Source organism: Streptomyces griseoruber (assembly GCF_001514205.1).
Lineage (GTDB): Bacteria > Actinomycetota > Actinomycetes > Streptomycetales > Streptomycetaceae > Streptomyces > Streptomyces griseoruber.
The window spans coordinates 89,571-111,485 of sequence record NZ_KQ948785.1 but is presented as its reverse complement, the minus strand read 5'-3'; the positions used below and the strand labels follow the sequence as shown (position 1 = coordinate 111,485).

General features: G+C 72.7%; 24 protein-coding genes and 1 pseudogene. 10 read left to right on the top strand and 15 right to left on the bottom strand.

Annotated features, from left to right (window positions below):
• Positions 1-254: 254 nt before the first annotated feature.
• Positions 255-797, bottom strand: coding sequence for a DUF4232 domain-containing protein (locus AQJ64_RS40520; RefSeq protein ID WP_055636377.1), 543 nt, complete (start codon positions 795-797; stop codon positions 255-257).
• A 385-nt stretch (positions 798-1,182) separates the two neighbouring features.
• Between AQJ64_RS40520 and AQJ64_RS40515 the strand changes: the two genes are divergently transcribed.
• On the top strand, positions 1,183-1,482 hold the full coding sequence (locus AQJ64_RS40515; RefSeq protein ID WP_055636376.1) for a hypothetical protein: 300 nt from the start codon (positions 1,183-1,185) through the stop codon (positions 1,480-1,482).
• Between the two features lie 24 nt (positions 1,483-1,506).
• On the opposite strand, the gene AQJ64_RS40510 is transcribed toward AQJ64_RS40515, so the two are convergent.
• A complete protein-coding gene (locus AQJ64_RS40510) occupies positions 1,507-2,484 on the bottom strand; it encodes a GlxA family transcriptional regulator (RefSeq protein WP_079062231.1) in 978 nt (325 codons plus the stop codon).
• Positions 2,485-2,624: 140 nt separating this feature from the next.
• On the opposite strand from AQJ64_RS40510, the gene AQJ64_RS40505 reads away from it, so the two are divergent.
• Positions 2,625-3,458: a DJ-1/PfpI family protein gene (locus AQJ64_RS40505; RefSeq protein WP_240512788.1), complete on the top strand. Its 834-nt coding sequence runs from the start codon at positions 2,625-2,627 to the stop codon at positions 3,456-3,458.
• Positions 3,459-3,478: 20 nt separating this feature from the next.
• The gene (locus tag AQJ64_RS40500) at positions 3,479-4,090 is read left to right on the top strand and encodes a helix-turn-helix transcriptional regulator (RefSeq protein WP_063788804.1); all 612 of its coding nucleotides are present in this window, start codon (positions 3,479-3,481) and stop codon (positions 4,088-4,090) included.
• On the opposite strand, the gene AQJ64_RS40495 is transcribed toward AQJ64_RS40500, so the two are convergent.
• Both AQJ64_RS40495 and AQJ64_RS40490 read right to left on the bottom strand, forming a co-directional pair.
• Positions 4,083-5,222, bottom strand: coding sequence for an MFS transporter (locus AQJ64_RS40495; RefSeq protein WP_055636373.1), 1,140 nt, complete (start codon positions 5,220-5,222; stop codon positions 4,083-4,085). The genes AQJ64_RS40500 and AQJ64_RS40495 overlap by 8 nt on opposite strands.
• A 138-nt stretch (positions 5,223-5,360) precedes the next feature.
• The gene (locus AQJ64_RS40490; protein WP_055636372.1) at positions 5,361-6,020 is read right to left on the bottom strand and encodes a DUF2637 domain-containing protein; all 660 of its coding nucleotides are present in this window, start codon (positions 6,018-6,020) and stop codon (positions 5,361-5,363) included.
• 380 nt (positions 6,021-6,400) lie between these two features.
• Here AQJ64_RS40490 and AQJ64_RS40485 point away from each other — a divergent pair, with 380 nt between their 5' ends.
• On the top strand, positions 6,401-6,754 hold the full coding sequence (locus AQJ64_RS40485) for a VOC family protein (protein WP_055636371.1): 354 nt from the start codon (positions 6,401-6,403) through the stop codon (positions 6,752-6,754).
• A 60-nt stretch (positions 6,755-6,814) separates the two neighbouring features.
• Here AQJ64_RS40485 and AQJ64_RS40480 read toward each other — a convergent pair whose 3' ends face one another.
• Positions 6,815-7,537, bottom strand: a complete 723-nt coding sequence (locus AQJ64_RS40480) for a polysaccharide deacetylase family protein (protein WP_055636370.1) — start codon at positions 7,535-7,537, stop codon at positions 6,815-6,817.
• 141 nt (positions 7,538-7,678) lie between these two features.
• A complete protein-coding gene (locus AQJ64_RS40475; RefSeq protein ID WP_055636369.1) occupies positions 7,679-8,551 on the bottom strand; it encodes a polysaccharide deacetylase family protein in 873 nt (290 codons plus the stop codon).
• A gap of 270 nt (positions 8,552-8,821) precedes the next feature.
• Here AQJ64_RS40475 and AQJ64_RS40470 point away from each other — a divergent pair, with 270 nt between their 5' ends.
• Positions 8,822-9,142, top strand: a complete 321-nt coding sequence (locus tag AQJ64_RS40470) for a GYD domain-containing protein (protein ID WP_055636368.1) — start codon at positions 8,822-8,824, stop codon at positions 9,140-9,142.
• A gap of 187 nt (positions 9,143-9,329) precedes the next feature.
• On the opposite strand, the gene AQJ64_RS40465 is transcribed toward AQJ64_RS40470, so the two are convergent.
• Positions 9,330-10,130 carry an inositol monophosphatase family protein gene (locus AQJ64_RS40465; RefSeq protein ID WP_055636367.1) on the bottom strand — a complete coding sequence of 267 codons (801 nt, stop codon included), beginning with the start codon at positions 10,128-10,130 and terminating at the stop codon, positions 9,330-9,332.
• A 174-nt stretch (positions 10,131-10,304) separates the two neighbouring features.
• On the opposite strand from AQJ64_RS40465, the gene AQJ64_RS40460 reads away from it, so the two are divergent.
• Complete coding sequence (locus AQJ64_RS40460) at positions 10,305-11,228, top strand: peptidoglycan-binding protein (protein WP_055636366.1); 924 nt, start codon at positions 10,305-10,307, stop codon at positions 11,226-11,228.
• A gap of 103 nt (positions 11,229-11,331) precedes the next feature.
• Here AQJ64_RS40460 and AQJ64_RS40455 read toward each other — a convergent pair whose 3' ends face one another.
• Positions 11,332-12,132 carry an SGNH/GDSL hydrolase family protein gene (locus AQJ64_RS40455; RefSeq protein ID WP_055636365.1) on the bottom strand — a complete coding sequence of 267 codons (801 nt, stop codon included), beginning with the start codon at positions 12,130-12,132 and terminating at the stop codon, positions 11,332-11,334.
• A gap of 449 nt (positions 12,133-12,581) precedes the next feature.
• Here AQJ64_RS40455 and AQJ64_RS40450 point away from each other — a divergent pair, with 449 nt between their 5' ends.
• Together AQJ64_RS40450 and AQJ64_RS48690 are read left to right on the top strand one after the other, a co-directional pair.
• The gene (locus AQJ64_RS40450) at positions 12,582-14,570 is read left to right on the top strand and encodes an ATP-binding protein (protein ID WP_059203449.1); all 1,989 of its coding nucleotides are present in this window, start codon (positions 12,582-12,584) and stop codon (positions 14,568-14,570) included.
• Between the two features lie 63 nt (positions 14,571-14,633).
• A complete protein-coding gene (locus AQJ64_RS48690; protein WP_059203448.1) occupies positions 14,634-15,377 on the top strand; it encodes a hypothetical protein in 744 nt (247 codons plus the stop codon).
• Between the two features lie 28 nt (positions 15,378-15,405).
• Here AQJ64_RS48690 and AQJ64_RS40440 read toward each other — a convergent pair whose 3' ends face one another.
• Entirely contained in the window at positions 15,406-16,077 is a 672-nt protein-coding gene (locus tag AQJ64_RS40440) for a response regulator (protein ID WP_059203447.1), read from the bottom strand.
• Entirely contained in the window at positions 16,074-17,414 is a 1,341-nt protein-coding gene (locus tag AQJ64_RS40435) for a sensor histidine kinase (RefSeq protein WP_055631299.1), read from the bottom strand. The genes AQJ64_RS40440 and AQJ64_RS40435 overlap by 4 nt, the downstream gene beginning before the upstream one ends.
• Before the next feature lie 153 nt (positions 17,415-17,567).
• Here AQJ64_RS40435 and AQJ64_RS40430 point away from each other — a divergent pair, with 153 nt between their 5' ends.
• Positions 17,568-18,203, top strand: coding sequence for a VanZ family protein (locus AQJ64_RS40430; protein ID WP_055631298.1), 636 nt, complete (start codon positions 17,568-17,570; stop codon positions 18,201-18,203).
• A 56-nt stretch (positions 18,204-18,259) separates the two neighbouring features.
• Here AQJ64_RS40430 and AQJ64_RS40425 read toward each other — a convergent pair whose 3' ends face one another.
• The 4 genes and pseudogenes from AQJ64_RS40425 to AQJ64_RS40410 form a co-directional block, all read right to left on the bottom strand.
• Positions 18,260-18,703 carry an iron chaperone gene (locus AQJ64_RS40425; protein WP_055631297.1) on the bottom strand — a complete coding sequence of 148 codons (444 nt, stop codon included), beginning with the start codon at positions 18,701-18,703 and terminating at the stop codon, positions 18,260-18,262.
• A 38-nt stretch (positions 18,704-18,741) separates the two neighbouring features.
• Positions 18,742-18,978: pseudogene (locus tag AQJ64_RS40420) on the bottom strand (AraC family transcriptional regulator); the annotation flags it as partial.
• A 26-nt stretch (positions 18,979-19,004) separates the two neighbouring features.
• Positions 19,005-19,415 (bottom strand): VOC family protein, encoded by a 411-nt coding sequence (locus AQJ64_RS40415; protein WP_055631296.1) that lies wholly within the window; start codon positions 19,413-19,415, stop codon positions 19,005-19,007.
• A gap of 91 nt (positions 19,416-19,506) precedes the next feature.
• Positions 19,507-19,899 (bottom strand): winged helix-turn-helix transcriptional regulator, encoded by a 393-nt coding sequence (locus AQJ64_RS40410; protein ID WP_206189585.1) that lies wholly within the window; start codon positions 19,897-19,899, stop codon positions 19,507-19,509.
• 373 nt (positions 19,900-20,272) lie between these two features.
• Between AQJ64_RS40410 and AQJ64_RS40405 the strand changes: the two genes are divergently transcribed.
• The gene (locus AQJ64_RS40405; protein ID WP_055631295.1) at positions 20,273-21,166 is read left to right on the top strand and encodes a glycerophosphodiester phosphodiesterase; all 894 of its coding nucleotides are present in this window, start codon (positions 20,273-20,275) and stop codon (positions 21,164-21,166) included.
• Between the two features lie 19 nt (positions 21,167-21,185).
• On the opposite strand, the gene AQJ64_RS40400 is transcribed toward AQJ64_RS40405, so the two are convergent.
• Positions 21,186-21,803, bottom strand: a complete 618-nt coding sequence (locus AQJ64_RS40400) for a phosphoribosylanthranilate isomerase (RefSeq protein WP_055631294.1) — start codon at positions 21,801-21,803, stop codon at positions 21,186-21,188.
• Between the last annotated feature and the right edge of the window lie 112 nt (positions 21,804-21,915).

The following is a 21,915-nucleotide window of genomic DNA, read 5'->3' as shown; positions in this document are numbered from 1 at the left end:
CCGGGCTGGTCCGCGACGCCCCTCCGGCCGCGGGCGGGCTGCTTCCGCTCGCCACGCGCCTCGACGGGTCGCCGTACCGGCTGAGCCGGGCGTTCACCGGAGGCCGGCGAAGACCGTCTCGGGGCAGTCGCCGCCGACCTCGCCGACCGGGCGCACCTCACCCGCACCCTGCGCGACCGTCTCGGACCCGCCCACCGCACTGCGGCAGCTCCTCGCCCAGCGGCCCGAGGGGGACGCCGAGGCCGGCCCGTTGGCTACAGGCCGATCGGGTTGAGGTAGGTGGCCGGGTGGGTGGCGGCGTCCTGCTTGAGGATCTGGCCGCCGAAGGGCCACTTCAGGGTGAAGTGCTCCGTCTCGTTCGGCGGGGTGACCAGGAACTTCGCCGGGACGAACTTCTCCGCCTGCGGCGTGGACCTGTCCACCGGGAGCAGGGTGATGCTGAAGTCCACCGTGTCGCCCTGCTCCAGGACCATCTTCTCGGGCGCCTTGGAGGAGCGGACCAGCGACCAGGTGCCGTCGGTCTTCTGCGCGCCGACCATGTCGACGCCGGCGAAGCCGGACAGGGTGCAGGTGCGCTCGCTCTTGTTGGTGAACCAGATGTACGCCTGGGTCTGCTTCTCGCTCTGGCCCATTTCCGGCTTCGCGTCGTCCCCCATGGCGAAACCGGCCTTCAGGTCCGCGGTGTGGCAGCGGGTCGGCGCGGCCTTTGCGGCAGCGGCCGATGCCGGAATGGCGGCAGCGGCGGTACCGGCGACGACGATCGCCGCAAGGGCCACGGCGGTCAGCTTGTTCTTCATGAAGTTTCGGATTCCCCTCGCATACGAATCGGCGCGCGAGGTCAGTGCGCGCCTGCACCTCTGAAGAGGGGCAATTCCCGGGGGAGGTTCGGTGCTCCGGAGAAACTTTTCCCCGGTACCGGACCTCGCCCGTCCGCCGGGTCGGGTGGGGGTGGCGGGTGACACCGGGCGGGTGCTCGAAAGGGCAGCTCCTGAGGGTCCGACCGCGCAGAGCTTCCGCAAGCGGCGCTGCCTACCGGCGAGTTGGGCCCTAGTCTCAGCCCGTCCCGCACCTCACGGAAGCACCGAGGCATGGATCGACCGTTGTTCCGCGCAGCCAACTCCCTCTCCCTCCGCCCGCCTGCGCTTGGGCATGTCACCGCATGACGTGGCCCGGGAGATGAAAGTGCTCGACGCCCCCGTCGTGTTGTGGTGCCGGACCATCGAACTGATGGGCATGGAAGAACCGCACACGCCGGCCGAGCATCGACTCGTCCGGCAATTCACGGTGCCGCGGCTGACTCGGACCATCCACATGGATGCCGCCGTGTACAGGAAGGCCGCGGCCGAAAATCGCTGGCCGGGTAATTTCCGTCAGACACTGGCCCTTCTGCACGCGCTGAACATTTCCCTGCGCCGGCTCGAGGCCGCCACCGGCCCCTGCGACACGATGTACACGACCGGCTTCTTCCCGGCGGACCAGTAGCACGAACGACCGGCCTGCGCGCCGTCAGCCGGGCGCGGTTCCGCGAGGGAGCCCGGCCCGCCGCCGCAGTGTCAGCCGGTAGACGGACGGTGAGATGTCGTAGCGGTCCTGGAAGGCCTGGCGCAGCGTCTCCGTGGAGCCGAACCCGCACCGCCGGGCGACCGCCGCCAGCGGGAGGGCGGTGCCTTCGAGGAGGCGGGCCGCGGCCTCGGTGCGGGCCGCGCGGACGAAGCGGGCCGGTGAGCGGCCCAGCTGGTCGAGGAAGAGCCGGGAGAGGTGCCGTTCGCTGAGGCCGGCCCGCGCGGCCAGGGCGGGGGTGGTCAGGTCGCCGTCCGGATGCGCGGTGATGTGCCGGACGACCTCGCGCAGCACCCGGTGGTCCGGCGCGGGATCCTTCACGTACATGGACACCTGGGACTGGTTTCCCGGGCGCTGCAGATAGGTCACCAGGAACCTGGCCACGGACCGGGCGAGTTCGGGACCGTGATCGGCCTCCACGAAGGCCAGGGTCAGGTCGAGCGCGCTGGTCATGCCCGCCGAGGTGGACACCGGGCCGTCGACGATGAACAACGGACGCGGATCGACGGTGACCGCGGGGTACTCGTCGGCGAGATCGCTGGCGGTCGCCCAGTGCGTGGTCGCCTGCCGGCCGTCCAGCAGTCCCGCCGCGGCGAGCACCGACGCGCCGGTGCACACCGAGGCCACTCTGCCGCTCAGGTCCGCCAAGCGGCGTACGTGGTGGACGAGTTCCGTGTTCCCGGCCGCTTCCAGGTGGCCGAGCCCGCCCGCGACCACCAGGGTGCCGATGGGGTCCCGCAACCGCTCGACGGGGGTGCCGCCGATCAGGGCGAGCCCGCTCGAGCCGCGCACGGGCCGGCCGCGCAGGGAGGCGAGCCGGACGTCGTAACGGGGGTCGGCTCCGTGCTGGTTGGCCACGTCGAGGGTGTCGCTGACACAGGCGATGTCGAGCAGGGCCGCCTGCTCGAATCCGATGATCACCACTCGGTGCGCCGCCTCCGTCACAGGTCAGAGCGTACGGCAGCCCGTCCGGCTGCCAGGGATCACAGGATTCCGGACATGGCACAGGCGGGCTGGTTGCCGGTTCCGGGGCGGCCCGGGAATCTGGGCCTGCCGGACGCGCCTTGCGCGGGCGGACCGACCGGGTGGCCGCTCCCCGGCCGGTCCGCGGCCGTACCCCCGAGCGGCTCCGGCCCCACCGCCGCCCCGAGCAACCCCGAACCTGGGAGCACGACATTTCCCTCACCGACACTCCGCAGACGACCCGGCCGCCGCGAACCGTCGCCTTCGTCGCCTACCCGGGCCTCACGCTCCTGGACCTGGTCGGACCGTTGCAGGTCTTCTCGGCGCTGCAAGCGGCCCACGACGGCTTCCGGGTCGTGGTCATGAGCGAGAGCCGTCGGACGATGGAGACCGACACCCCGTTGTCCGTACTCCCCGACACCACCTTCGACCAGGTCCCGGACCCGTACGCGGTGGTGGTGCCCGGCGGTCTGGTCCCCACGCTGACGGCCATGGCGGACCAGGACCTGCTCGACCGCCTCCGCCGGGCCGCGGCGGACGCCGAGATCGTCGCTTCCGTCTGCACCGGCTCCCTGCTGCTGGGCGCCGCGGGGCTGCTGGACGGCCGCCGCGCCACCACCCACTGGATGTTCCGGGACCTGCTCGCTTCGTTCGGGGCGACTCCGGTCGCCGAACGCTGGGTCGAGGACGGGCCCTGTCTCACGGCCGCCGGCGTCTCCGCGGGCATCGACATGGCACTCCACCTCGTGGCCCGTATGACCGACGAGCGGACCGCACGCGGGATACAGCTCCAGATCGAGTACGACCCCCGGCCGCCGTTCGGCGGGATCGACTGGGGCAGCGTCGACACCGAACGCCATGCACCCCTCGCGCAGCGATTCCTCACCGAGGCCCTCGCCGACCACCCCGGTCTGCTCGCCCGGCTCCACGGGTGAGCTCGGAGAAGTCGAGCACGGTGAGGACCTTCCGGGTGGCCGTCCACGCCGCGGATCCGCTCACCGGCACCGGTCTGCGGACATGGCTGGCGGAGTGCCCGCGGATCTCTCCGACGGCCCTGGGGGAGGCCGAGGTCGTGGTGGTCGCGGCCGCGGCGGTCGACGCCTCGGTGCTGCACCTGCTGCGTGGCCTGCCCGCACCGGCCGGGAGCCGCTTCGTCCTGCTGGTGAGCGGCGGCTGCCACGCCGGTCCGGTCGCCGCGGAGCCCCGGATCCGGGCGGTGCTGTGGCGGGCCGAGGTGGATGCCGCGGCGCTGGTGCGGACGGTGCACGACGTCGCTGCGGGGCGGGCGTTTCTGCCCTCGGCCGTCCAGGGCGGACTGCTGGACGAGCTGGAGCGCATCCAGCGCGAGGTCCTCGGTCCCCGGGGGCTGAGCGCCTCCGGGCTCAACAGCCGGGAGATCGACGTGCTGCGGCTGCTGGCGGAGGGCCGCACCCTGTCGGAGGTCGCCGCCGAGCTGAGCTACTCCGAGCGCACCATCAAGAACATCCTCTCCGCCGCCCAGATCCGCCTCGGGCTGCGCAACCGCGTACAGGCGGTGTCGTACGCCATCCGCGGCGGACTCATCTGACCGGCGGCGGGCGACGACGGACGAGCGCCGCCGTGGCGACGGCCGCGATCAGTGCGGCGAGCGCCGCGAAGCCGTAGGTGAGCGTGGTCGGCGAGGCGACGGCGGCGACGAGCAAGGGACCGCCCGCGTCGCCCAGTTCACGGCCCAGTTCGGCCGCGCCCATGGTCTGTCCGAGTCGTTCCGCGGGCGTGTTCGCGGCCAGCGCGGCGAAGCCGAGCGGGGTGATCAGCCCGGTGCCGGTGCCGATGAGCACCGCCGCGAGGAGGATCCCGGTCAGCCCCGGCACCGTCGCGCCGGCCAGCCCCGCGGCGGTGAGCGACAGCCCCGCGGCGAGGCCGGTCCGGGTGGTGAGGCGCCCGTCGTCCAGCGCGCGTCCGGCACGCGGCTGGACGAGGGCCGCGCAACCGGCGAGCACCGACACCGCCGCCCCGGTCGCCACGGTGCCCAGCCCGGCGGCGCGGCCCGAGACCGGCAGGAACCCGACGCCGACCGACAGGGCGGCGGTCGCCGCGGCGAGGGCGGCCGTGGGGGCGAGGAAGACGGGGTCGGCCAGTCGCCGGGCCAGGTCGAGGACGGTCTGCCGGGCCTTGGGCAGCGGCGGTACGACGGGAACGGCGAGCCCGGCCCAGACGGCGACCGCCGCGCCGAGCACCGCGAGGACGGCGAACAGCAGGCGCAGCCCGCCGGCCCACACCAGGACGCCGCCGAGCAGCGGGCCGAAGGTGTAGCCGAGGGACTTGTAGAAGCCGTAGCTGCCGAAGGCCCGCCCCCATCTCGCCGCCGGGTTCAGCCGGGCGACCAGTGCGGAGGCGGACGGCGAGAAGGCGGAGGCCGCGGCTCCCTGCCCGAGGCGCGCGGCCCACAGCCAGCCGGGGCTGTCGGCGACGGCGTACAACGCGGACGCGACGACGAAGGCCACGAGCCCGCCGAGCAGCACGGGGCGGGCGCCGATACGGTCGGCGAGGCTGCCGAACAGCGGCTTGAGGACGACCTCGGCACCGTCGTAGAGGGCGAGCAGCCCGCCGAGCACCAGCAGGGAGGTGGCCGCGTCGCCGGTGTGGGCGCCGAGGCTGGCGGCGACGCCGTGCGCGCCGAAGGCGGTGGTGAACCCCGCCGCGTAGAGCGGCCACATCTGCCGGGCCGGGGCGGACCGCGCGGTCGGGCCGGATTCCTCACTCGGCACGAGAGTGAAGGTAGCAACCGCTGCCGCCATGGCCGCGCCCGGTGGAACGCACCGCCCCCGGGGCGTCGGCCCGGGGGCGGTGCGCCGTCAGGCGATGTTCGCCCGGTGGGCCGCCCAGCGCGGGCGTTCGTCGGCGGCGTGCCGGGGTTTGGCCATCTTGGGCGAGACCTGGCCGACGATCTCCCAGAAACACACCAGGGCGGTGATCGGCGGAATTCCGAAGATGACCAGCGAGAGCAGGGAATGCGAGGCGTGGCTGATGCACAGGCTGACCGCCATCGCCGAGGCGCCCAGCAGAACGCACCAGGAACCCCGCGCGCTCCGCCCCTGGACCGTGGCCCGGAGGACGGACAGGGCGGCCACCAGCCACGGTCCGTACACCGTCAGCGGCCACCATTGCGCCAGCCTTTCCGGAAGTACGGCGGACGCGGTGCCGCGGAGCTGGGCGTAGGAATAGGTGAACGACCAGCCCAGCATGCCGACCGCGCACACCGAGATCGTCGCGATCAGGATCGTGACATGCGCGTTCCGCCGGTTTTCCGGCATCCGGCCGGGCTCGGCATGGATGTGCCGTCGCATTTTCCGGTGGCCGGCCCGGCCGGGCGGTCTGAGGGGTGGTCTCGGGTCGGGGCTCGCCCCGGACCCCCCGGACAGCAGCTGGGCCAACTCCTCGGCAGGATCCCACTGCATCTCGATCGTGGTGAACGAGGGGTCGTAGGAGATCTCTTCGTTGTAAAAGCCATCCATCACACAGGTCCTACAGTCCGGCCATCGCCCGCAGATACTCGCTCTCGATGTGACTCATACTTCTCAGAAAATCGGCGAGCAGGTCCGAACAATCATCGAAGAAGGCATTCCCTTCATCTGATTTCACAGGAAACGTGATGATCGAGCGGCGGTTTCCGACTGTAGGCATTTCAGTGTGTGTCACAACCGTCTAACGAGGCCCGTCGGAGAGTGAGATGCCGGTTGTTCGGGTATCCGCGTGCCCCGAAAGCGGTACCTCGCGGGGTCTACAATAGAAGTTCGCGAAAGTATCTTCCGTAGGGAAATCAGTGTGGGGTCCCGCCCCGGCGGCCCTCCCCCGGGACACGCACGGATCCCTCACCCGCTGGCAGGATGGCGGTATGGAACGTGTGCTGGGGATCGGTGGGTATTTCGTGCGGGCCGCGGATCCGGTGGGTCTGAGTGCCTGGTACCGCGAGTGCCTGGGGCTGGACGCCGACGAGAACGGTGTGTGGAGCCAGGAGGCCGGGCCGACGGTGTTCGCGGCGTTCGAGGCCGGGACCGACTACTTCGGGGCCCGAACCCAGCAGACCATGCTCAACTTCCGGGTCCGCGACCTGGACGCGATGCTCGCGCAGTTGCGTGCCAAGGGGGCGGACGTGGCCGGGGAGACGCAGGACATGGAGGGCGTCGGGCGGTTCGGCTGGGTGACCGACCCCGAGGGGCATCGGATCGAGCTCTGGCAGCCCGCCTGAGCCAGCGGCGGGAGCAAGGACGACCAAGGCCGGAAACCGTCCCTCGGGGCGGTGAGTGGATCACGGCCGGTAGGCGCCGCGGTTGTGGTAGGTGACCTTGCCGGAGGGCAGCCTGTTCGGTGCGAAGAGCTGGTCCACGGTCACGAAGTGGAAGCCGCGGGCCCTGAGGCCGCTGATGATGCCGGGCACCGCGTCGACGGTCGTCTTGTGGATGTCGTGCATGAGGACGATGTCCCCGGGCCGGGTGTCCGCTTTGACGACCCTGATGAGCCTCGCGGTGTCGCGGTACTTCCAGTCGAGGGTGTCGACGCTCCAGTGCACCAGCGGCCGGCCGGCGGCCGCGCGCACGGTCGCGTTGTGGGCGCCGTAGGGGGCGCGGAAGGTGGTGGGCTTCTTGCCGGTCGCCTGCTTGATCGCCGTGTCGGCGCGGGAGATCTCCGACTTGACCGCCGCGCTGCCCAGCCTGGTCAGGTCGGCGTGGTCCCAGCTGTGGTTGCCTATCTGGTGGCCGGCCGCCGCCGCGCCGCGCACCGTGGACGGGTACCGCTGGACGTTCTTGCCGACCAGGTAGAAGGTCACCTGGACGTTCTGTTCCTTCAGGATCCGCAGCAGCCGCTGGGTGTCGGCGACCGGCCCGTCGTCGAAGGTGAGCGCCACGCACTTCACCCTGCGGCAGTCGACGGCGGGCGCCGCGGTGGTGGCGGAAGCGGACGTGGCGGTGCCGGCCAGTGTGGTGCCGCACAGGGCGACGGTGACGGCCGCGATGACGAGGCGTCGGTGCATCGGATCCTCCAGGCGCGGTGAACTTCCCTTTCGGGCAAGTGACTTGCCCTGTAGGACAAACCCGGGGTGCGCTTGGATGCCGGTGCATTCGGCCACTCGCCGGCGGAGTGGACGGGGCCGGGGGACACCTGGTCCGGGGCCCTAGAGGTAGTCCTCCAGAGCCGCGACCGTGAAGCCCTGTTCCTGGATGTGGCGGAGGAGGTTCGCCGTCATCTCGGTGATCGTCGTGCCCTTGAGCTCGGAGGGGCCGCGGAAGTGGGCCAGGATGATGTCGCCGGGGTGGAGCTTCCCGGTGGGTGACTGGTACTGCATGTTCTTGATCTGCATCGACTCGCGCCACAGGACGATCGCCTCGAGGCCGCAGGAGGCCGCGGCGGCGCGGGTGTCCTCGTTCCAGTTGCCGTAGGGCGGACGCAGCAGCCGCGGTGCGGTGCCGTATTCGTCCTTCAGCCTGGTCTGCTGGCCGCAGATCTCCTGCCGCTGGGCGGACGCGCCGAGGGTGCGCAGGTCGGGATGGGTCAGCGTGTGGTTCTGGACGCCGTTGCCGAGGGCCTGGAGCTTCTTGAAGTAGCCGTAGTCGGCGCGGATGGCGGCGTCCGTCAGGAACATCGTGAAGGGGACCTTCAGCTCCCGCATCATCGTCACGAACTCCGGGTCCTTCTCCGCCCCGTCGTCGAAGGTGAGGAAGACGATCTTCTCCTGGGTGGGTATCTCGCTGATCACCGGCACCTGACCGCCGTCGGCCCGGAGCTTCACCGGCTTGACGGCGGGCGGGGCGGGCGGGGCGGCCAGCGGCTTGAGACCCCACGTGCGGTAGGCGGCCTCGACGGCCGCCCGCGCATCACGCCTGTCGTCGCGGGACGGCTGCGAGTGCCGTACGGAGGAAGAAGCGGAGGAAGTCGCGGAGGACGCGGCAGGCCGGGCGTCCGCCCGGGACTCGGCCCCGCACCCCGTCGTGGCGCCCGTCGCGAGAAGAGCGCAGACCAGCGCCGTCCCCCTGATCCACCTGTGCACCGCGTAGCCCCCGTGTCATCCGTGCGCCATGCCCTGTCCACCTGCTTGATGTCGAACAGGGTGCCGGGGTTCCGACACATGGACGAACGAAGAATGACACGCCGCCCGTCGCCGACGGGACCGCGTGTCAGGAGGGCCGGTTCCGCGAGCGCGGCGGCGCCGCGGCTGCCACCGGGTGAATCCGGCGCCCGGTGGAGGACGGGCCGGGTGCCGGAGGGAAGGGCACTGTGTGTATCCGTACCGGACAAGCGAGGGTCAGGGAGCGTCCCGATGCCGAAGTTCCTCATCCAGGCGACCTACACACAAGAGGGTGCCAAGGGCTTGCTCAGGGAGGGTGCGAGCGGGCGGCGCGCCGCCGTCGAGCAGGTCGTGGGCGGCCTCGGCGGCTCGGTCGAGGCCGTCTACTTCGCCTTCGGCGAGATGGACGCCATCCTGATCGTGGACTTCCCCGACCGGGTCGACATGGCCGCGGTCGCCCTCGCCGTCAAGGCCAGCGGCGGCCTCCAGACCCGCGCCACCCCCCTCCTCACCACCGAGGAGATCGACGAGGCCACCCGCCGCCAGGTCACGTTCCGGGCCCCGGGGGCTTAGGGCCTGCCGTCCGGATCAGACCGCCCCCATCGCGTCGACGCCCTCCTCCGCCTCGCGGCTGCACGCACCGGACCCCGCTCACCGGCGCCGAGCAATCCCGTCGCTGTCCTGCGACCCGATCCGGACGACAGGCCCTGGCCAGGGCGCCGCACACGAGGCTCGCCGGGCGTGGGTCGGCCCGGACGGGTCACCCCGGCCGGCGCGCCCCCACGCCCGCCTCCCGCCACAGTCCGGCCGCTTCCTCCGCTGCCCCGGGTGCCGTGAGCAGGAGGGGTTCGTCGTAGGCCGGGAGGACGGGCAGGGCGACGGCGCCTGCCTCCTGGGCGATCAGGAGGGCCGGGAGGCCGTCGACGTGGTGGAACTCGCCGATCGCCGCCGCGGTCGCGCGGCCCGCGGCCACCTGGACCAGGGACAGGGCCGTGGAGCCCATCACGCGGACCGTGCAGTGGCGGGCGGAGAGTTCGGCGAGGAGGGCGTCCAGGCCGGGCCAGTGGGCGTGGGCCGCCCACTCGGTGAGGAAGAGATGGCCGGTCAGCGTGGTGTGGTCGGCCGCGTGGACCGGGACGCCGTTCAGCCGGGCGCCACCGCCGCGGACCGCGGTGAAGGTCTCGCCGCGCCAGGGATCCGCGACCACGCCGAGCAGCGGGGTGCCGTCGGGGGCCGCCAGGCCCAGGGAGAAGGAGCACCAGCCGATGCCGTGCGCGAAGTTGGACGTACCGTCGACCGGGTCGACCACCCAGCTCGGGGCGGAGCCGGCGCCTTCGGTGGTGCCGTACTCCTCGCCGACGATGCCATGGGTGGGAAAGGCCGCGCCGAGCACGCTGCGGACGTGCCGCTCCACGGCCTCGTCGGTGTCGGTGACGATGTCCGCGGGGCTCGCCTTCTGCCGCACGGCGGTGGTGCGGGCGCCCCGGATGGTCTGCGAGGCCCAGGCCGCCAGCTCGGTCGCGACGTCCAGGGCGCGGTCCAGGTCCACTTCGCTCTCCACGTCAGAACCGTCCTCTCCATTCTCGTGGCCGGTGATCGCGTCCACTGTCGAGGACCGGACAACCGGGCGGCAACACACGACAACACCTGTGCAACGGACCGTTGGTTGACTGCTTGCCCCGACTCGACCCGCCTTCCGGCGCCGAGCGAGGACGCACTCACCCAGGAGTCTGCGATGAGCACCAAGACGGGCCCTCAGCGATACCCCGGCGCGAGCCGGGCGAACTGGTACCAGGACGACTTCGGCGGTGACGCCATGCAGGTCGACGTGGTCGTCCTGCACACCACGGAGGGCTACACCCTGCCCGGCTACGACGGGGGCTCCGTCGCGCCGAACCTGACGGCGGTCCCGGACCTCGCCGCCAAGAAGCTGAAGTGGTACCAGCACTTCGACATCGAGACCTCCTCCCGGGCCCTGGTGAACCTGCGCGGCGGCGTCGAGACGAACACCCTGAACGTCTGCCAGGTCGAACTGACCGGCACCTGCGACCCTGAGACCCACGCCAAGTGGCAGGCCGCGGGACATGCGCACGTCTACTGGCCGGACGCCCCCGACTGGGCGCTCCAGGGCGTCGCCCGCTTCCTGGCCTGGATGCACGAGGAGCACGGAGTCGCGCTGTCCGGCCCGAAGACCTGGCCCGCGTATCCGACGTCGTACGGCAACGGCGGCGGCCGGCGGATGACGGGCGCCCAGTGGTCGGGCTTCAAGGGTGTCTGCGGGCACATGCACGTGCCGGAGAACGTCCACGGCGACCCCGGCGCGATCGACTTCGCGAGGATCCTGAAGTACGCGAAGGCCGATCTGGACGTGGGCGACGACGACCCCACGCAGCCGGCCACCCCCGCCAAGCCGAAGGTCCCCGCGTTCCCGGGGCGCAAGTACTTCGTGCCCGGGGCGGCGAACGCCTATGTTCTCCAGCTCGGCAAGCAGCTGGTCAAGCGCGGCTTCGGCGACCACTACAAGGTCGGCCCGGGCAAGAGCTGGGGCGAGGCGGACCGGCTGAACGTCCGAGACTTCCAGAAGTCCCGCAAGGAACTGCGCGGCGACGCCGACGGCACCCCCGGCCCGCTGACCTGGCGGCTGCTGTTCTCGGCCTGACGCTGTTCTCGGCCTGACGCTGTTCTCGGCCTGACGCCACGACGAGGAACGAACCCCCGGGTCGGTGGCCCGGGGGTTCGTCCGTGCTCGGTCCGGCCCGGGCTCAGCCGCCCGTGACCTCGTTGAGCCGCGCGTCGTAGCCCGCCAGGTAGCCCGCCAGGGTGGGGTGGAAGACCGCGGTCCCGGCGTTCAGGTTGTTGATCCACGGGTCGGAGCCGCACGCGCCGTGGCCCTGGAACGTGTCGCGCATGTCGATGAACTCGACCGGCTCCTTGGCCGCCGCGGCCTTGGTGCCCTCGGCCAGCGCGTCGGCCAGCCCGTTCATGGCAGTGCGCTTGGCGGAGCTGAGGTCGATCACGGGGCAGGTCCCGGTCGAGGAGAGCGCCTGCGGATAGCCGAGGACGATGATCCGGGCCTGCGGCGCCCTGGTCTTGATGTCCTTGTACAGCGTGGCGAGTTCCGTGACCATCTGGCCGCGGGCGTAGACCGACATCCACTGCGCGGCCGTGGCGCAGTAGCTGTCGCTCTGGGTGAGGCAGGCCTGGACCACGGAGGTGAACTGGGCGTCGTTGCCGCCCACCGTGAGCGTGACCAGATCCGTGTCGGCGGTCACCGCGGACAGCTGCTTGTCGCGCACGTCCGGGATCGTCGCACCGCTGCAGGAGACGTCCTTCAGCGTGTAGTCGCCGTGCGCGGCGGACCACAGGGCCGGGTAGTTCAGGCTGCTGCGCCTGCAGTCGCCGCTGGCGCTGTCGTAGAAGTCCGCACCGACCCCGGAGGCGTACGAATCACCCAGGGCCACGTATTCCAGGCCCGTCGCCGCCTGGGCCGGCGTGCTCATCATCCCGGCCATTCCGGCGAAGGCCATCACCGCGCCGGCGACGGCAGACGTCAATTTACTCATGGGTTCCTTCTGGATCGGGGAGCTGGATCGGGAAGTCCGGATCCGTGTGCGGAACGAGGATCGTACAGGCGTCGACCAAGCCCTCAACTCCCCTCCGTTGCAAGGGGATTGTCGATCCGTTGTCGGGAATTGACGCCCTTTCCGAAGAGTGCTGGGGCTACGACCGGAGGAGTAGTCCCAGCCTCTATCTCCGGTTGCAGACCACCCGCGGAGAGATCCGATTCCGAGTCGATGTTCCGGCGCTCCCGGCATCCGACAATTTCTCCAGTACAGCAGAACAACAGGGCCATTCCGTAGCAGGAGACCGCCGTCCGGTGCCACCCCTGACAACAGACGGACAACAGCCGAGCAACGAACCATTGGTTGACTCCATCGCGTACCCTGCATGCCCCGATGCCGTGTTCGGCGAGGCCCCTTCACTTCCAGCGCCGCCCAGGAGGGCCCACCCGGTGAACTCACGACAGGAGCTGCGGTTCGGCGTGCTCGGTCCCGTCGAGGTGCTCAAAGGCAACGTTTCCCTCGATCTGGGCCCCCGGCAGCGCCGGCTGCTGCTCGTCCGTCTCCTTCTGGAGGACGGCCGGCCCGTCTCGCAGGACACCCTCTGCCGCGATCTGTGGCCGACGGACCGGCCGACGGGCGCCGCCTCCTCCGTCCGCGCGCACATCAGCAGGCTGCGCGCGGTCCTCGACCCGGTCCGGCAGGGCCGCTCCACCGTGCTGGTCAGCGGCCCCGCCGGGTACGCGCTGAAGGCACCGGCCGGGGCCCGGGACACCGCCCTCTTCGAGGAGTCCGTGAGCCGGGCCCGCGAGGCCCTGCGGAACCGCCAGCTGCCCGCCGCCCGGCAGGAGATCGACGCCGCGCTCGGGCTGTGGCGCGGCGAGGCACTGGCCGAGGCCACCGAGCACGCCTTCGCGATACGTGAGCGCACCCGGCTCGACGGCGCCCTGCACGACGCCAAGGAACTCCAGGCCGCGATCCTCGTCCAGCAGGGCGAGACGGAACCGGCGATCGGCGTCGCGCAGGGCCTCGTCCTCAAGGCCCCGCTCCGGGAGACGTCCTGGGCGCTGCTGATGCGCGCCCTGTACGCGGCCGGCCGGCCGGTGGAGGCGCTGCGCCAGTACGAGCGGTTCCGCGACATGCTCGCCACGGAGCTGGGCCTGGACCCCAGTCCCCAGCTGAGGGACCTGCACACCGCGATCCTGCGGCACGACGTCGTCGTCCTCGGTACCCAGCAGTCGGCCGACCCGGTCACCGCCCCCTCCGTCGCCCCTCTCGCCCCTCTCGCCCTGGGGCCGGACTTCGCCTCCGCGTGCGGCCACCCGGCCCCAGCCACCGCCGAGGCCACCCCGTTCGTGGGCCGGCAGGAAGAGCAGAAGCAGCTGGCCGCGCTGCTGTCGGCCGCGACCGCGGGCCGCCCCCGCTGGGCGGTGATCACCGGGGAGCAGGGCTCCGGCAAGACCCGGCTGACGGACGAGCTGTCCGCCTGGGCCGCGTCGGCCGGGTTCACCGTCGCCCGCACCCGGGCCGGCCAGGCCCTCAGCGGCAACCGCGGGATCTCCCAGACCTGCCCCACCGTCCAGCTCCTGGACGCGCTGCGCCAGGACGGCAAGGACTCCGCCGAGGACGAGGAGGCGCAGAAGGACCCCCTCGCCACGGTCGTCGACGAACTCACCCAGGGACCCACGCTGGTCGTCGTCGACGACCTCGACCAGGCGCCGCAGGGCTTCCACCGGCTGCTGAGGCGGCTCGCGAAGGTGCTGCGCGAGGCACCGGTGGTGTTCGTGTGCACCCTGCGCAACCCCGACGCCCCGGTGTCCAGCATGCTCCTCGCCGACCTGGCCCTGATCGGCGCGACCTGGCTGACCCTGGACCCGCTGACCGCCGACGACGTGGCCGACCTGCTCGCGGCACGCGGCGAGAGCGCCGGCCCGGAGGAGGCGGCGGCACTGCACCGGCGTTGCGAGGGCCACCCGTTCGCGCTGGCCGAGCTGATGGAACTGCCGCCCGGCCGGCGCACCGGCCCCGAGGCGCAGGTACCGGCCGCCGTCCGCAACATCCTCCACGCGCGCCTGGTCGACCTGCCCGATCCGGCGCGGACCATGCTCACCTACGCCGCCGCCGACGGCGAATGGCTGGACCTCGCTCTCCTCGCCGACGTCCAGGGCCTGGCCCCCGACCAGCTGCTGCCGCTGATCGACGCGGCCGTGACCGCCCGGATCCTGGTCTGGGAGGGCGAACCCGGCTCGGGCGGCACCGGCCGCTACCGGCTGCCCGAGCTGCCCCGCGACGTCGTGCTCAGCACCCAGACCCCGTCCTCCCGGCAGATCCGGCACGCCGCCTTCGCCCGGGAGCTCGCGGCGCGCGACGGCGCCGATCCGGCGCGGCTGGCCCGGCACCTGCGGGCGGCGGGGCCGATGGCACCGGCCGCACAGCGCTGAACTCTCCTCGAAACAGGTGTTGTTGGTCTTATCATCGCCAACCCCGCTCCCTACGATCGGCAGATGACACAACCGACGCAACCCGGCCCCTATGTGCCCCCGCCCGGCCCCTACGGCAGACCGCCCGGCCCGCCGGCGGACCCGGGCGCGGCCGCCGACCGGGTCTCCGGCGGGCTGCTGCTCGTCGGCGCGGCCCTCGCCCTCACCGGTTCCTTCACCACGCTGGACGAGTCGAAGGAGACCATCGGCAGCGGCAGCAGCAGCGCGGCGGTCTACCGGACCGTCGCGAAGGCATGGTCGTACACCACCTCGGTCCCGGGGCAGAAGTCCCAATCGGTCACGCAGTTCGACGGCGTCCCGCTGCTCGTCGGCGCCCTTCTCGCCGTCGCCGCCGGGGTCCTGCTGCTGACCGGCTCCGGCGGCCGACAGCCACTGGTCCGGGTGCTCGGTGTCACCGGCGCGGTGCTGCTGCTCGGTACGACGCTGACGGTGGCGGTCTCCGCGGTCGGTGACACCCAGTGGGACACCGGCGCCCGGTCCACGACCTTCGGCCCCGGCTTCTACCTGCTGACGGCCGCCTGTGTGCTGGGGCTCGCCGCGACCGTCCTCACCGTGCTCAACACCCGGCGCCCCGCCGCCGCCCCCGCCGCCGTTCCCGCCCCGTACCCGCAGCCCTGGCCGACCGGGCCGGTCCCGCAGGCGTACCCGCAGGCCCCGCAGCCGCCGTACCCGCCGGCCCAGTCCTACCCGCCCGCCCAGCAGCCCCCGCCTCCCCCGCACCAGCCCCCGGCCCCGCCCACGAGCTGAGGCAACGGGCTGAGGGGGCGGGCCGCCATCACTCCGCCACGACCCCCGACCGCCAGGCCCACGCGGCGATCTCCACCCGGTTGCGGGCGGAGAGCTTGCCCTGGACGTTGCCCAGGTGGGTCTTCACCGTGCCCACGGAGATGCACAGTTCGGCGGCGATCTCCGCGTTGGTGAGGCCGGTCGCGACCAGCCGTACGACGTCCGTCTCCCGGGCGGACAGCCCGGGGTCCGGGGCCGGGCGGGAGCGGCCGGCGGCGGCCCGGCCCGGGACGCCCCGCAGCAGACGCAGCGTGATCGACGGGCTGACCAGGGCCTCCCCGGAGGCGGCGGCCCGGATCGCCTCGACCAGCAGGGCGGGGCCGGAGTCCTTGAGCAGGAAGCCGCAGGCGCCGTCGCCGAGGGCGCGGTGGACGTACTCGTCGTCGTCGAAGGTCGTGGCCACCACGACCTTGGGCGGGTCGACCACTCCGGGCCGGGTGAGCCGGCGCAGTGCCTCCAGACCGTCCAGCCGGGGCATACGGATGTCCATCAGCACCACGTCGGGCCGGAGCCGTTCGGCGAGTTCCACCGCCTGGAGGCCGTCCGCCGCCTGGCCGACGACCTCGATGTCGTCCTCGGCGGCCAGGATCATCTCGAAACCGGTGCGGACCATGGCCTGGTCGTCGGCGATCAGCACCCGGATCGGCGCGCGGCCCGTCATGCGGCGCTCCCCACGACCCGGCCCGCCGACCGGTCCACGGCTCCGTCCCCGTCCCCGTCCGGGCCCTCGCCGACCGGCAGCGTCGCCTCGATCCGCCAGCCCCCGCCCGGCGCGGGACCGGCCTCCACCCGGCCGCCGACCATGCCCACCCGCTCGGCCAGCCCCTTCAGCCCGAAGCCGCCGCCCAGCGCCTGAACGGCCTGGTGGCCGCCGCGCGGCCGGCCGTCGTCGTTCACCGTCACGGTGACCCGCGGCCCGGACCGGACCAGGCGGACCTCCACCTCGGTGACGTCACGGGCGTGCTTGCGGATGTTGGTCAGCGCCTCCATCACCACCCGGTGCAACGTGGTCACCACCTCCACCGGCAGCTCCTCGAAGTCCCCCTCCGTCCGCAGCACCGCCCGGCCGCCGCCGACCGGCGCGAACTCCTCGACCAGGGCCCGCACCTCGGCCATCCCGGCCAGCGGGGCCAGCGCCACGTCCCGCCCGCGCGGCTCCTGCGGATCCGCCTCGCGCAGCATCCCGACCATCGCCCTCATCGACTTCAGCGCCTCCGCGCCCGCGTGCTCGATCCGTTCCAGCGCGGGCGGCACCAGGTCGGGCCGCCGTACGGCGACGGAGCGGGCGCCCTGGGCCTGGATGACGATGCCGGTCACATGGTGGGCGACGAAGTCGTGCAGGTCCCGGGCGAACTCCGCGCGCTGCTCCAGCCGTACGGCGGTCTCCCGGCGCCGCCGGTCGGCGACGACCAGCCGCGCGGTCAGCCCGGTCGCCAGGGCGGCCGTCGCGGCCAGCATGAAGAAGAACGCCAGGACCACACTGCCCAGATCGACCTCGGCGGCCAGCGGGCGCAGAACGATCGCCGCCAGGCACAGCGGTGCGGCGAGCGCCGCCCGCCCCGGGGTGCCGCGCCAGGCGGTCAGCGTCAGCAACCCCAGCAGCGCGGCCGGTTCGGCGAAGGCGACCACCGACTCCACGGGCGTGTAGGAATCCAGCCCGTGTTCCAGCCCCGCGACGATCTGCACGGCGGCCGAGGTGGCGAGCGACAGCGCCGCCGCGGCACCCGTCACGAGCGGCAGCCGGCGGGCGCCGAGGCGCGGCCAGAGCAGCAGGGCGGCGCAGGACACCAGCTCGGAGATCAGCACCAGGGGGCCGGTCGTGTCGGCGTCGGGCCGGCCGAAGGCGTGGCTGAGCCGGCCGAACGCGCCCATCACATAGTCGAAGGCACCGAGGCCGAGCAGCAGCACCAGGACCACGGGCCACACCGCCGCCCGCACCCACGCCACCTGCCGCGGCAGGGACCGGGGCAGGGGCGGGGACCATCGCCAGGACTTCATGCCGGGAGCGTAGCCGCGGGGTCGGCCAAAAGTCGTAGTGCTCCGCGGAAGATCGGACTTTCGCAAGATCCGTCGCCCCGGTGCGCCGGTGGAGGGTGAGCGTGACCGCCGGACGTCATCCGGCAACCACCCTTCCCCGCCGAGGAGTTCACCATGGGCAACGTCCACTTCGAGATCGGTGCCACGACCGTGCTGGGGCCCCTGCTGGCCGCGTTCGGCCTGCTGGTGGCGCTGCGCGCACGGCGGGGCCGGGCCGGCTGGACCGGGCGGCACGCGGTGACCCGGATACTGGCCGCCGGGTACGCGGTCGGCGTCCTCACCCTCACGCTCTTCCCGATCGTCGTGACCTACGGCGAGTACGCCAACCTGATGCCCTGGACCAACCAGATCAACTGGATCCCGGCGCCCAGCCCCGACCCCAGCATCGTCGCCAACGTGATCCTGACGATGCCGCTCGGCGTGCTGCTCCCGCTGATGACGGCCCGGATCGGCTCCAAGGGGCGGGTCACCGCCGTCACCGCCGCGGTGAGCCTCGCGATCGAGCTGACCCAGCTCCTGATGTACGTCGTCGTGAACAACGCCCGGCTGACGGACACCACCGACCTGCTCGTCAACACGCTGGGCGGTTACCTCGGTTGCGTGGTCCTGTACCGCGCGGCCCGCGTCCCGGCCGTGGCCCGACAGCTCACCGCCCTTGCCCTGCCGGGCTCCGCTTTCGCGTCGAACGGGCAGGCCCCGGCCCGTCCCGCGATTCGCCCGGCCGAGGAACCCACCACGGCCCGCTCCTGACCGCCCTCGCTCCTGACCGTCCTCGCTCCCGCCCCCTCCTCGCGCTCCGGCCTTTCTCAGCCCACCGCCCGTCTGATGAGCGCGCCGATCAGCTCCTCGTCGGCGGCGGTCGGCTCCGTCAGGGCGAAGGCCGTGGGCCACATGCCGCCCTCGTCGAGGCGCGCCGCGTCGTTGAAGCCGAGCGTGGCGTACCGCGACTTGAACTTCTGCGCGCTCTGGAAGAAGCAGACGACCTTGCCGTCCCGGGCGTAGGCCGGCATCCCGTACCAGAGCTTCGGCACGAGACCCGGTGCCTCCGCCCGGACGAGGGCGTGGATCCGCTCGGCGAGGGCCCGGTCCGCCTCCGGCATCTCGGCGATCTTCGCGAGGACCTCACCCTCCGTGTCCGCCTTGGCGCCGCGCGAGCCGCGCCGCGCGGACGTCTTGAGCTCCTTCGCGCGCTCCTTCATCGCGGCGCGTTCCTCCGGGGTGAACCCGTCGTACGTCTGGGTCTCCTTCATGACCGGTCTCCTCTCCCGGGCTCTCGGCAGAGCCCGGCGGCCGTCGCGCGTTCGGCACGACGCTTCAGCAGGTAGGCGTACGGTGACGCACCGTAGGCGTGCGTGAACTCACGGCTGAGCAGCCCGGCCGGCATGTCCGCGGCGGCGGCGAGCGCCAGGACGTCCAGCGGTCGCGCGTACTCCCGGTCGATCCGGTCCCGGACCCGGCGCAGCCGCGCGAGGTCGCTCAGGCGCCGCGCCGCGAGAAGCGCGCGCCGCCATCCCGGGTGACACATGGCGGACCCCCCTTCTCGGCTACGGCTCAGCGCAGTTCCTGGATGCGGATCAGGTTGCCCGCGGGATCGCGGAAGGCGCAGTCGCGGATGCCGTACGGCTGCTCGGTCGGCTCCTGGACGACCTCGGCGCCCCCGGCGGTGACCTTCTCGAAGGTGCCGTCGAGGTCCGGGGTGGCGAGCAGGATCCAGCCGTAGGTGCCCTTGGCCATCATCTCGGCGATGGTGCGGCGCTCGGCCTCGGTGACGCCGGGGTCGGCGGCGGGCGGGGCCAGCAGGATGGACGTTCCGGGCTGCCCGACGGGGCCGACCGTGATCCAGCGCATCTTGCCCTGTCCCACGTCACTGCGGACCTCGAAGGCGAGGACGTCGCGGTAGAACGCCAGGGACGCGTCCGGGTCGTCGTGCGGGAGGAAGGTCGTGTGAATGGTGATGTCCATGGCCTTCACGCTAGCCGCGACCCGGTGCGGGAGGCTTCTCCAAAACTGACCGGTCGGCCCGCCCCCGCAGGAGATCCCGGCCGCCGCGGCCTCAGGCCTTCGCCGCGTCGTACTCCTGGCGGGCCTTCTCGATGGCCGCCATCCGCAGGTCCGTCCAGCACGCGAGGGCGCGGACCTGTTCGGCGGCCTCGCGGCCGAGGTCCGTGAGGGAGTAGTCGACGCGGGGCGGGATCACCGGCTTGGCGTCGCGGTGGACCATGCCGTCGCGTTCCAGCGTCTGGAGGGTCTGGGTCAGCATCTTCTCGCTGACCCTGCCGATCTCCCGGCGCAGTTCGCTGAAGCGGTAGGGGCGGTCGAGCAGCGCGATCAGGACGAGGGTGCCCCAGCGGCTGGTGAGGTGCTCCAGGGCGCCGCGCTGCGGGCACATCGCGTCGCCGCCGGCGAGCCGCAGCCGGTCCCCGAGCGCCGTCTCAGTTGCTGCCATGCCTCCACCTTACGGCCGTCCCGTCCCTGTCCGGGAGCCGGTGCGGGCGGCCCCGGGGCACCCGGCCGCCTCGATCGGACCAGCAAGAATCGGCGCCGGGCTCGCGGCGCGACCAGACTCGGACGTGAAGGGGCCCGGGGCCGGGCATCCGTCCGCGGTGATCGGGCGGGGCTCGCCGTCCCCACTTCCTCTCCCCTTCGTTCCCTGCACCCTTTGCCCCTTCCCCCTCTTCCCCTCCTCTGCGCCTCTCCTCCGGGCGCGGCGACGCGCGCGTCCGGACCCGGTTCCGGAGGGCGTCGAGGGCGTCGAGGGCGTCCGAGTTCAGTGCCCCACTGCCTGCCGTCCCCCGCCGGGGCCGGCGAAAGGAACCCCCATGCGCTCACGCACCGCAGCCGCGACCGCCGTCGCCCTGAGCACCGCCGCCTTCCTGCTCGTCCCCGCGGCCGTCCCGACCGCCACGGCCACCGCTGCCGCCGCAGCCGCCGAGAACCGCCCGCGGATCAGCGGCCATCGCGGCGCCGCCGGGTACGCGCCGGAGAACACCCTGCCGTCCTTCGACAAGGCCGACGCGCTCGGCATCGACTGGGTGGAGACCGATGTGCAGCGCACCAGGGACGGTGAGCTGGTCCTGCTGCACGACCGGGACCTCAGGCGGACGACGAACGTCGAGTCGGTGTTCCCGTCCCGCGCGGACCGCCCCGTCGGCGACTTCACCGCGGCCGAACTGGCCCGGCTCGACGCGGGCAGTTGGATGGGGGCCCGGTTCGCGGGCACCCGCATCCCGACCCTCGGCCAGACCCTCGACCGGCTGGACCGCAACGGCCAGAGCCTGCTGCTGGAGATCAAGCAGCCGGACCTGCATCCGGGCATCGAGGGCGACATCCTCGACGTGCTCGCCCGCAAGGGCTGGCTGGACGGCAGCCATGTCGACCACCGGCTGACCGTCATGAGCTTCGGCACGAACGCCGTCCGGACGATCCACCGGAAACGGCCGGAGCTGAAGACGTCCGTGCTGGTCACCGCACGGCCGTCGGCCTCGGCCCTGCGCGGGTACGCGGCCTACGCCGACCAGGTCAACCCCGACTACCGGCAGGTCTCCGGCGACTTCGTGGCCGCCGTGCACGCGCTCAAGGGCGCGCACGGCAAGCCGCTGGAGACCGTCCCCTGGGTGGTCAACACCGCGTCGGCGGCCCGGGAGGTCGCCGGCTGGGGAGCGGACGGCATGACGAGCGACCTCCCGGACATGGCCGCCCGAGCCCTGGGCTGACGCCCGGGGATTACCGCCCTCAGCCGCCGCGGGCCGCCTTCACGAAGGCCGTGATGAGGGCGGGATCCTTCACGCCCCGGCTGCTCTCCACCCCGCTGGAGACGTCGACGCCCCAGGGCCGGGTGGCGGCGACGGCGTCCCGGACGTTGTCCGGGGTGAGCCCGCCGGCGAGCAGCCACTTCGCCCCGGAGCCGGCCGGGGTCCACCGGGACCAGTCCCAGGCGACCCCGGACCCCGGCACCGGGGCGTCGAGCAGCAGCATGTCCTCGCCGAGTTCCCCGCAGCGCGGCACGGAGTCGCCGAAGGCGGCGGCCCGGATCAGCGTCCAGTCGCCCGCAGCGAGTTCGTCGTAGTAGCCCCGGTCCTCCGGGCCGTGCAGCTGGACGGCCCGGACGCCGGACTCGACGGCCAGGGACCGTACGTCGTCGAGGGGTTCGGCGCGGAACACGCCGACCGTCAGGATGTGCGCGGGCACCCGCCGGGCGAGCCGCGCGGCCGTGGCGGCGTCGATCCGGCGCGGGCTGGCCGAGAACACGAACCCGATGGCGTCGGCTCCCGCCTCGACGGCCGTGTCGACGTCCCGCTCGGTCCGCAGACCGCAGATCTTGACGAAAAGGGAGTCACTGGAGTTGCTCACGGCCCCCAGCCTGCCCCATCCCGCACGCTGACGGCGACCCCGGGCCGGCGAGCGCCATGGACGGCCCGTCAGGACGCAACGGGCCAGGGCCGGTTGCGTCCAGCCGATCTCC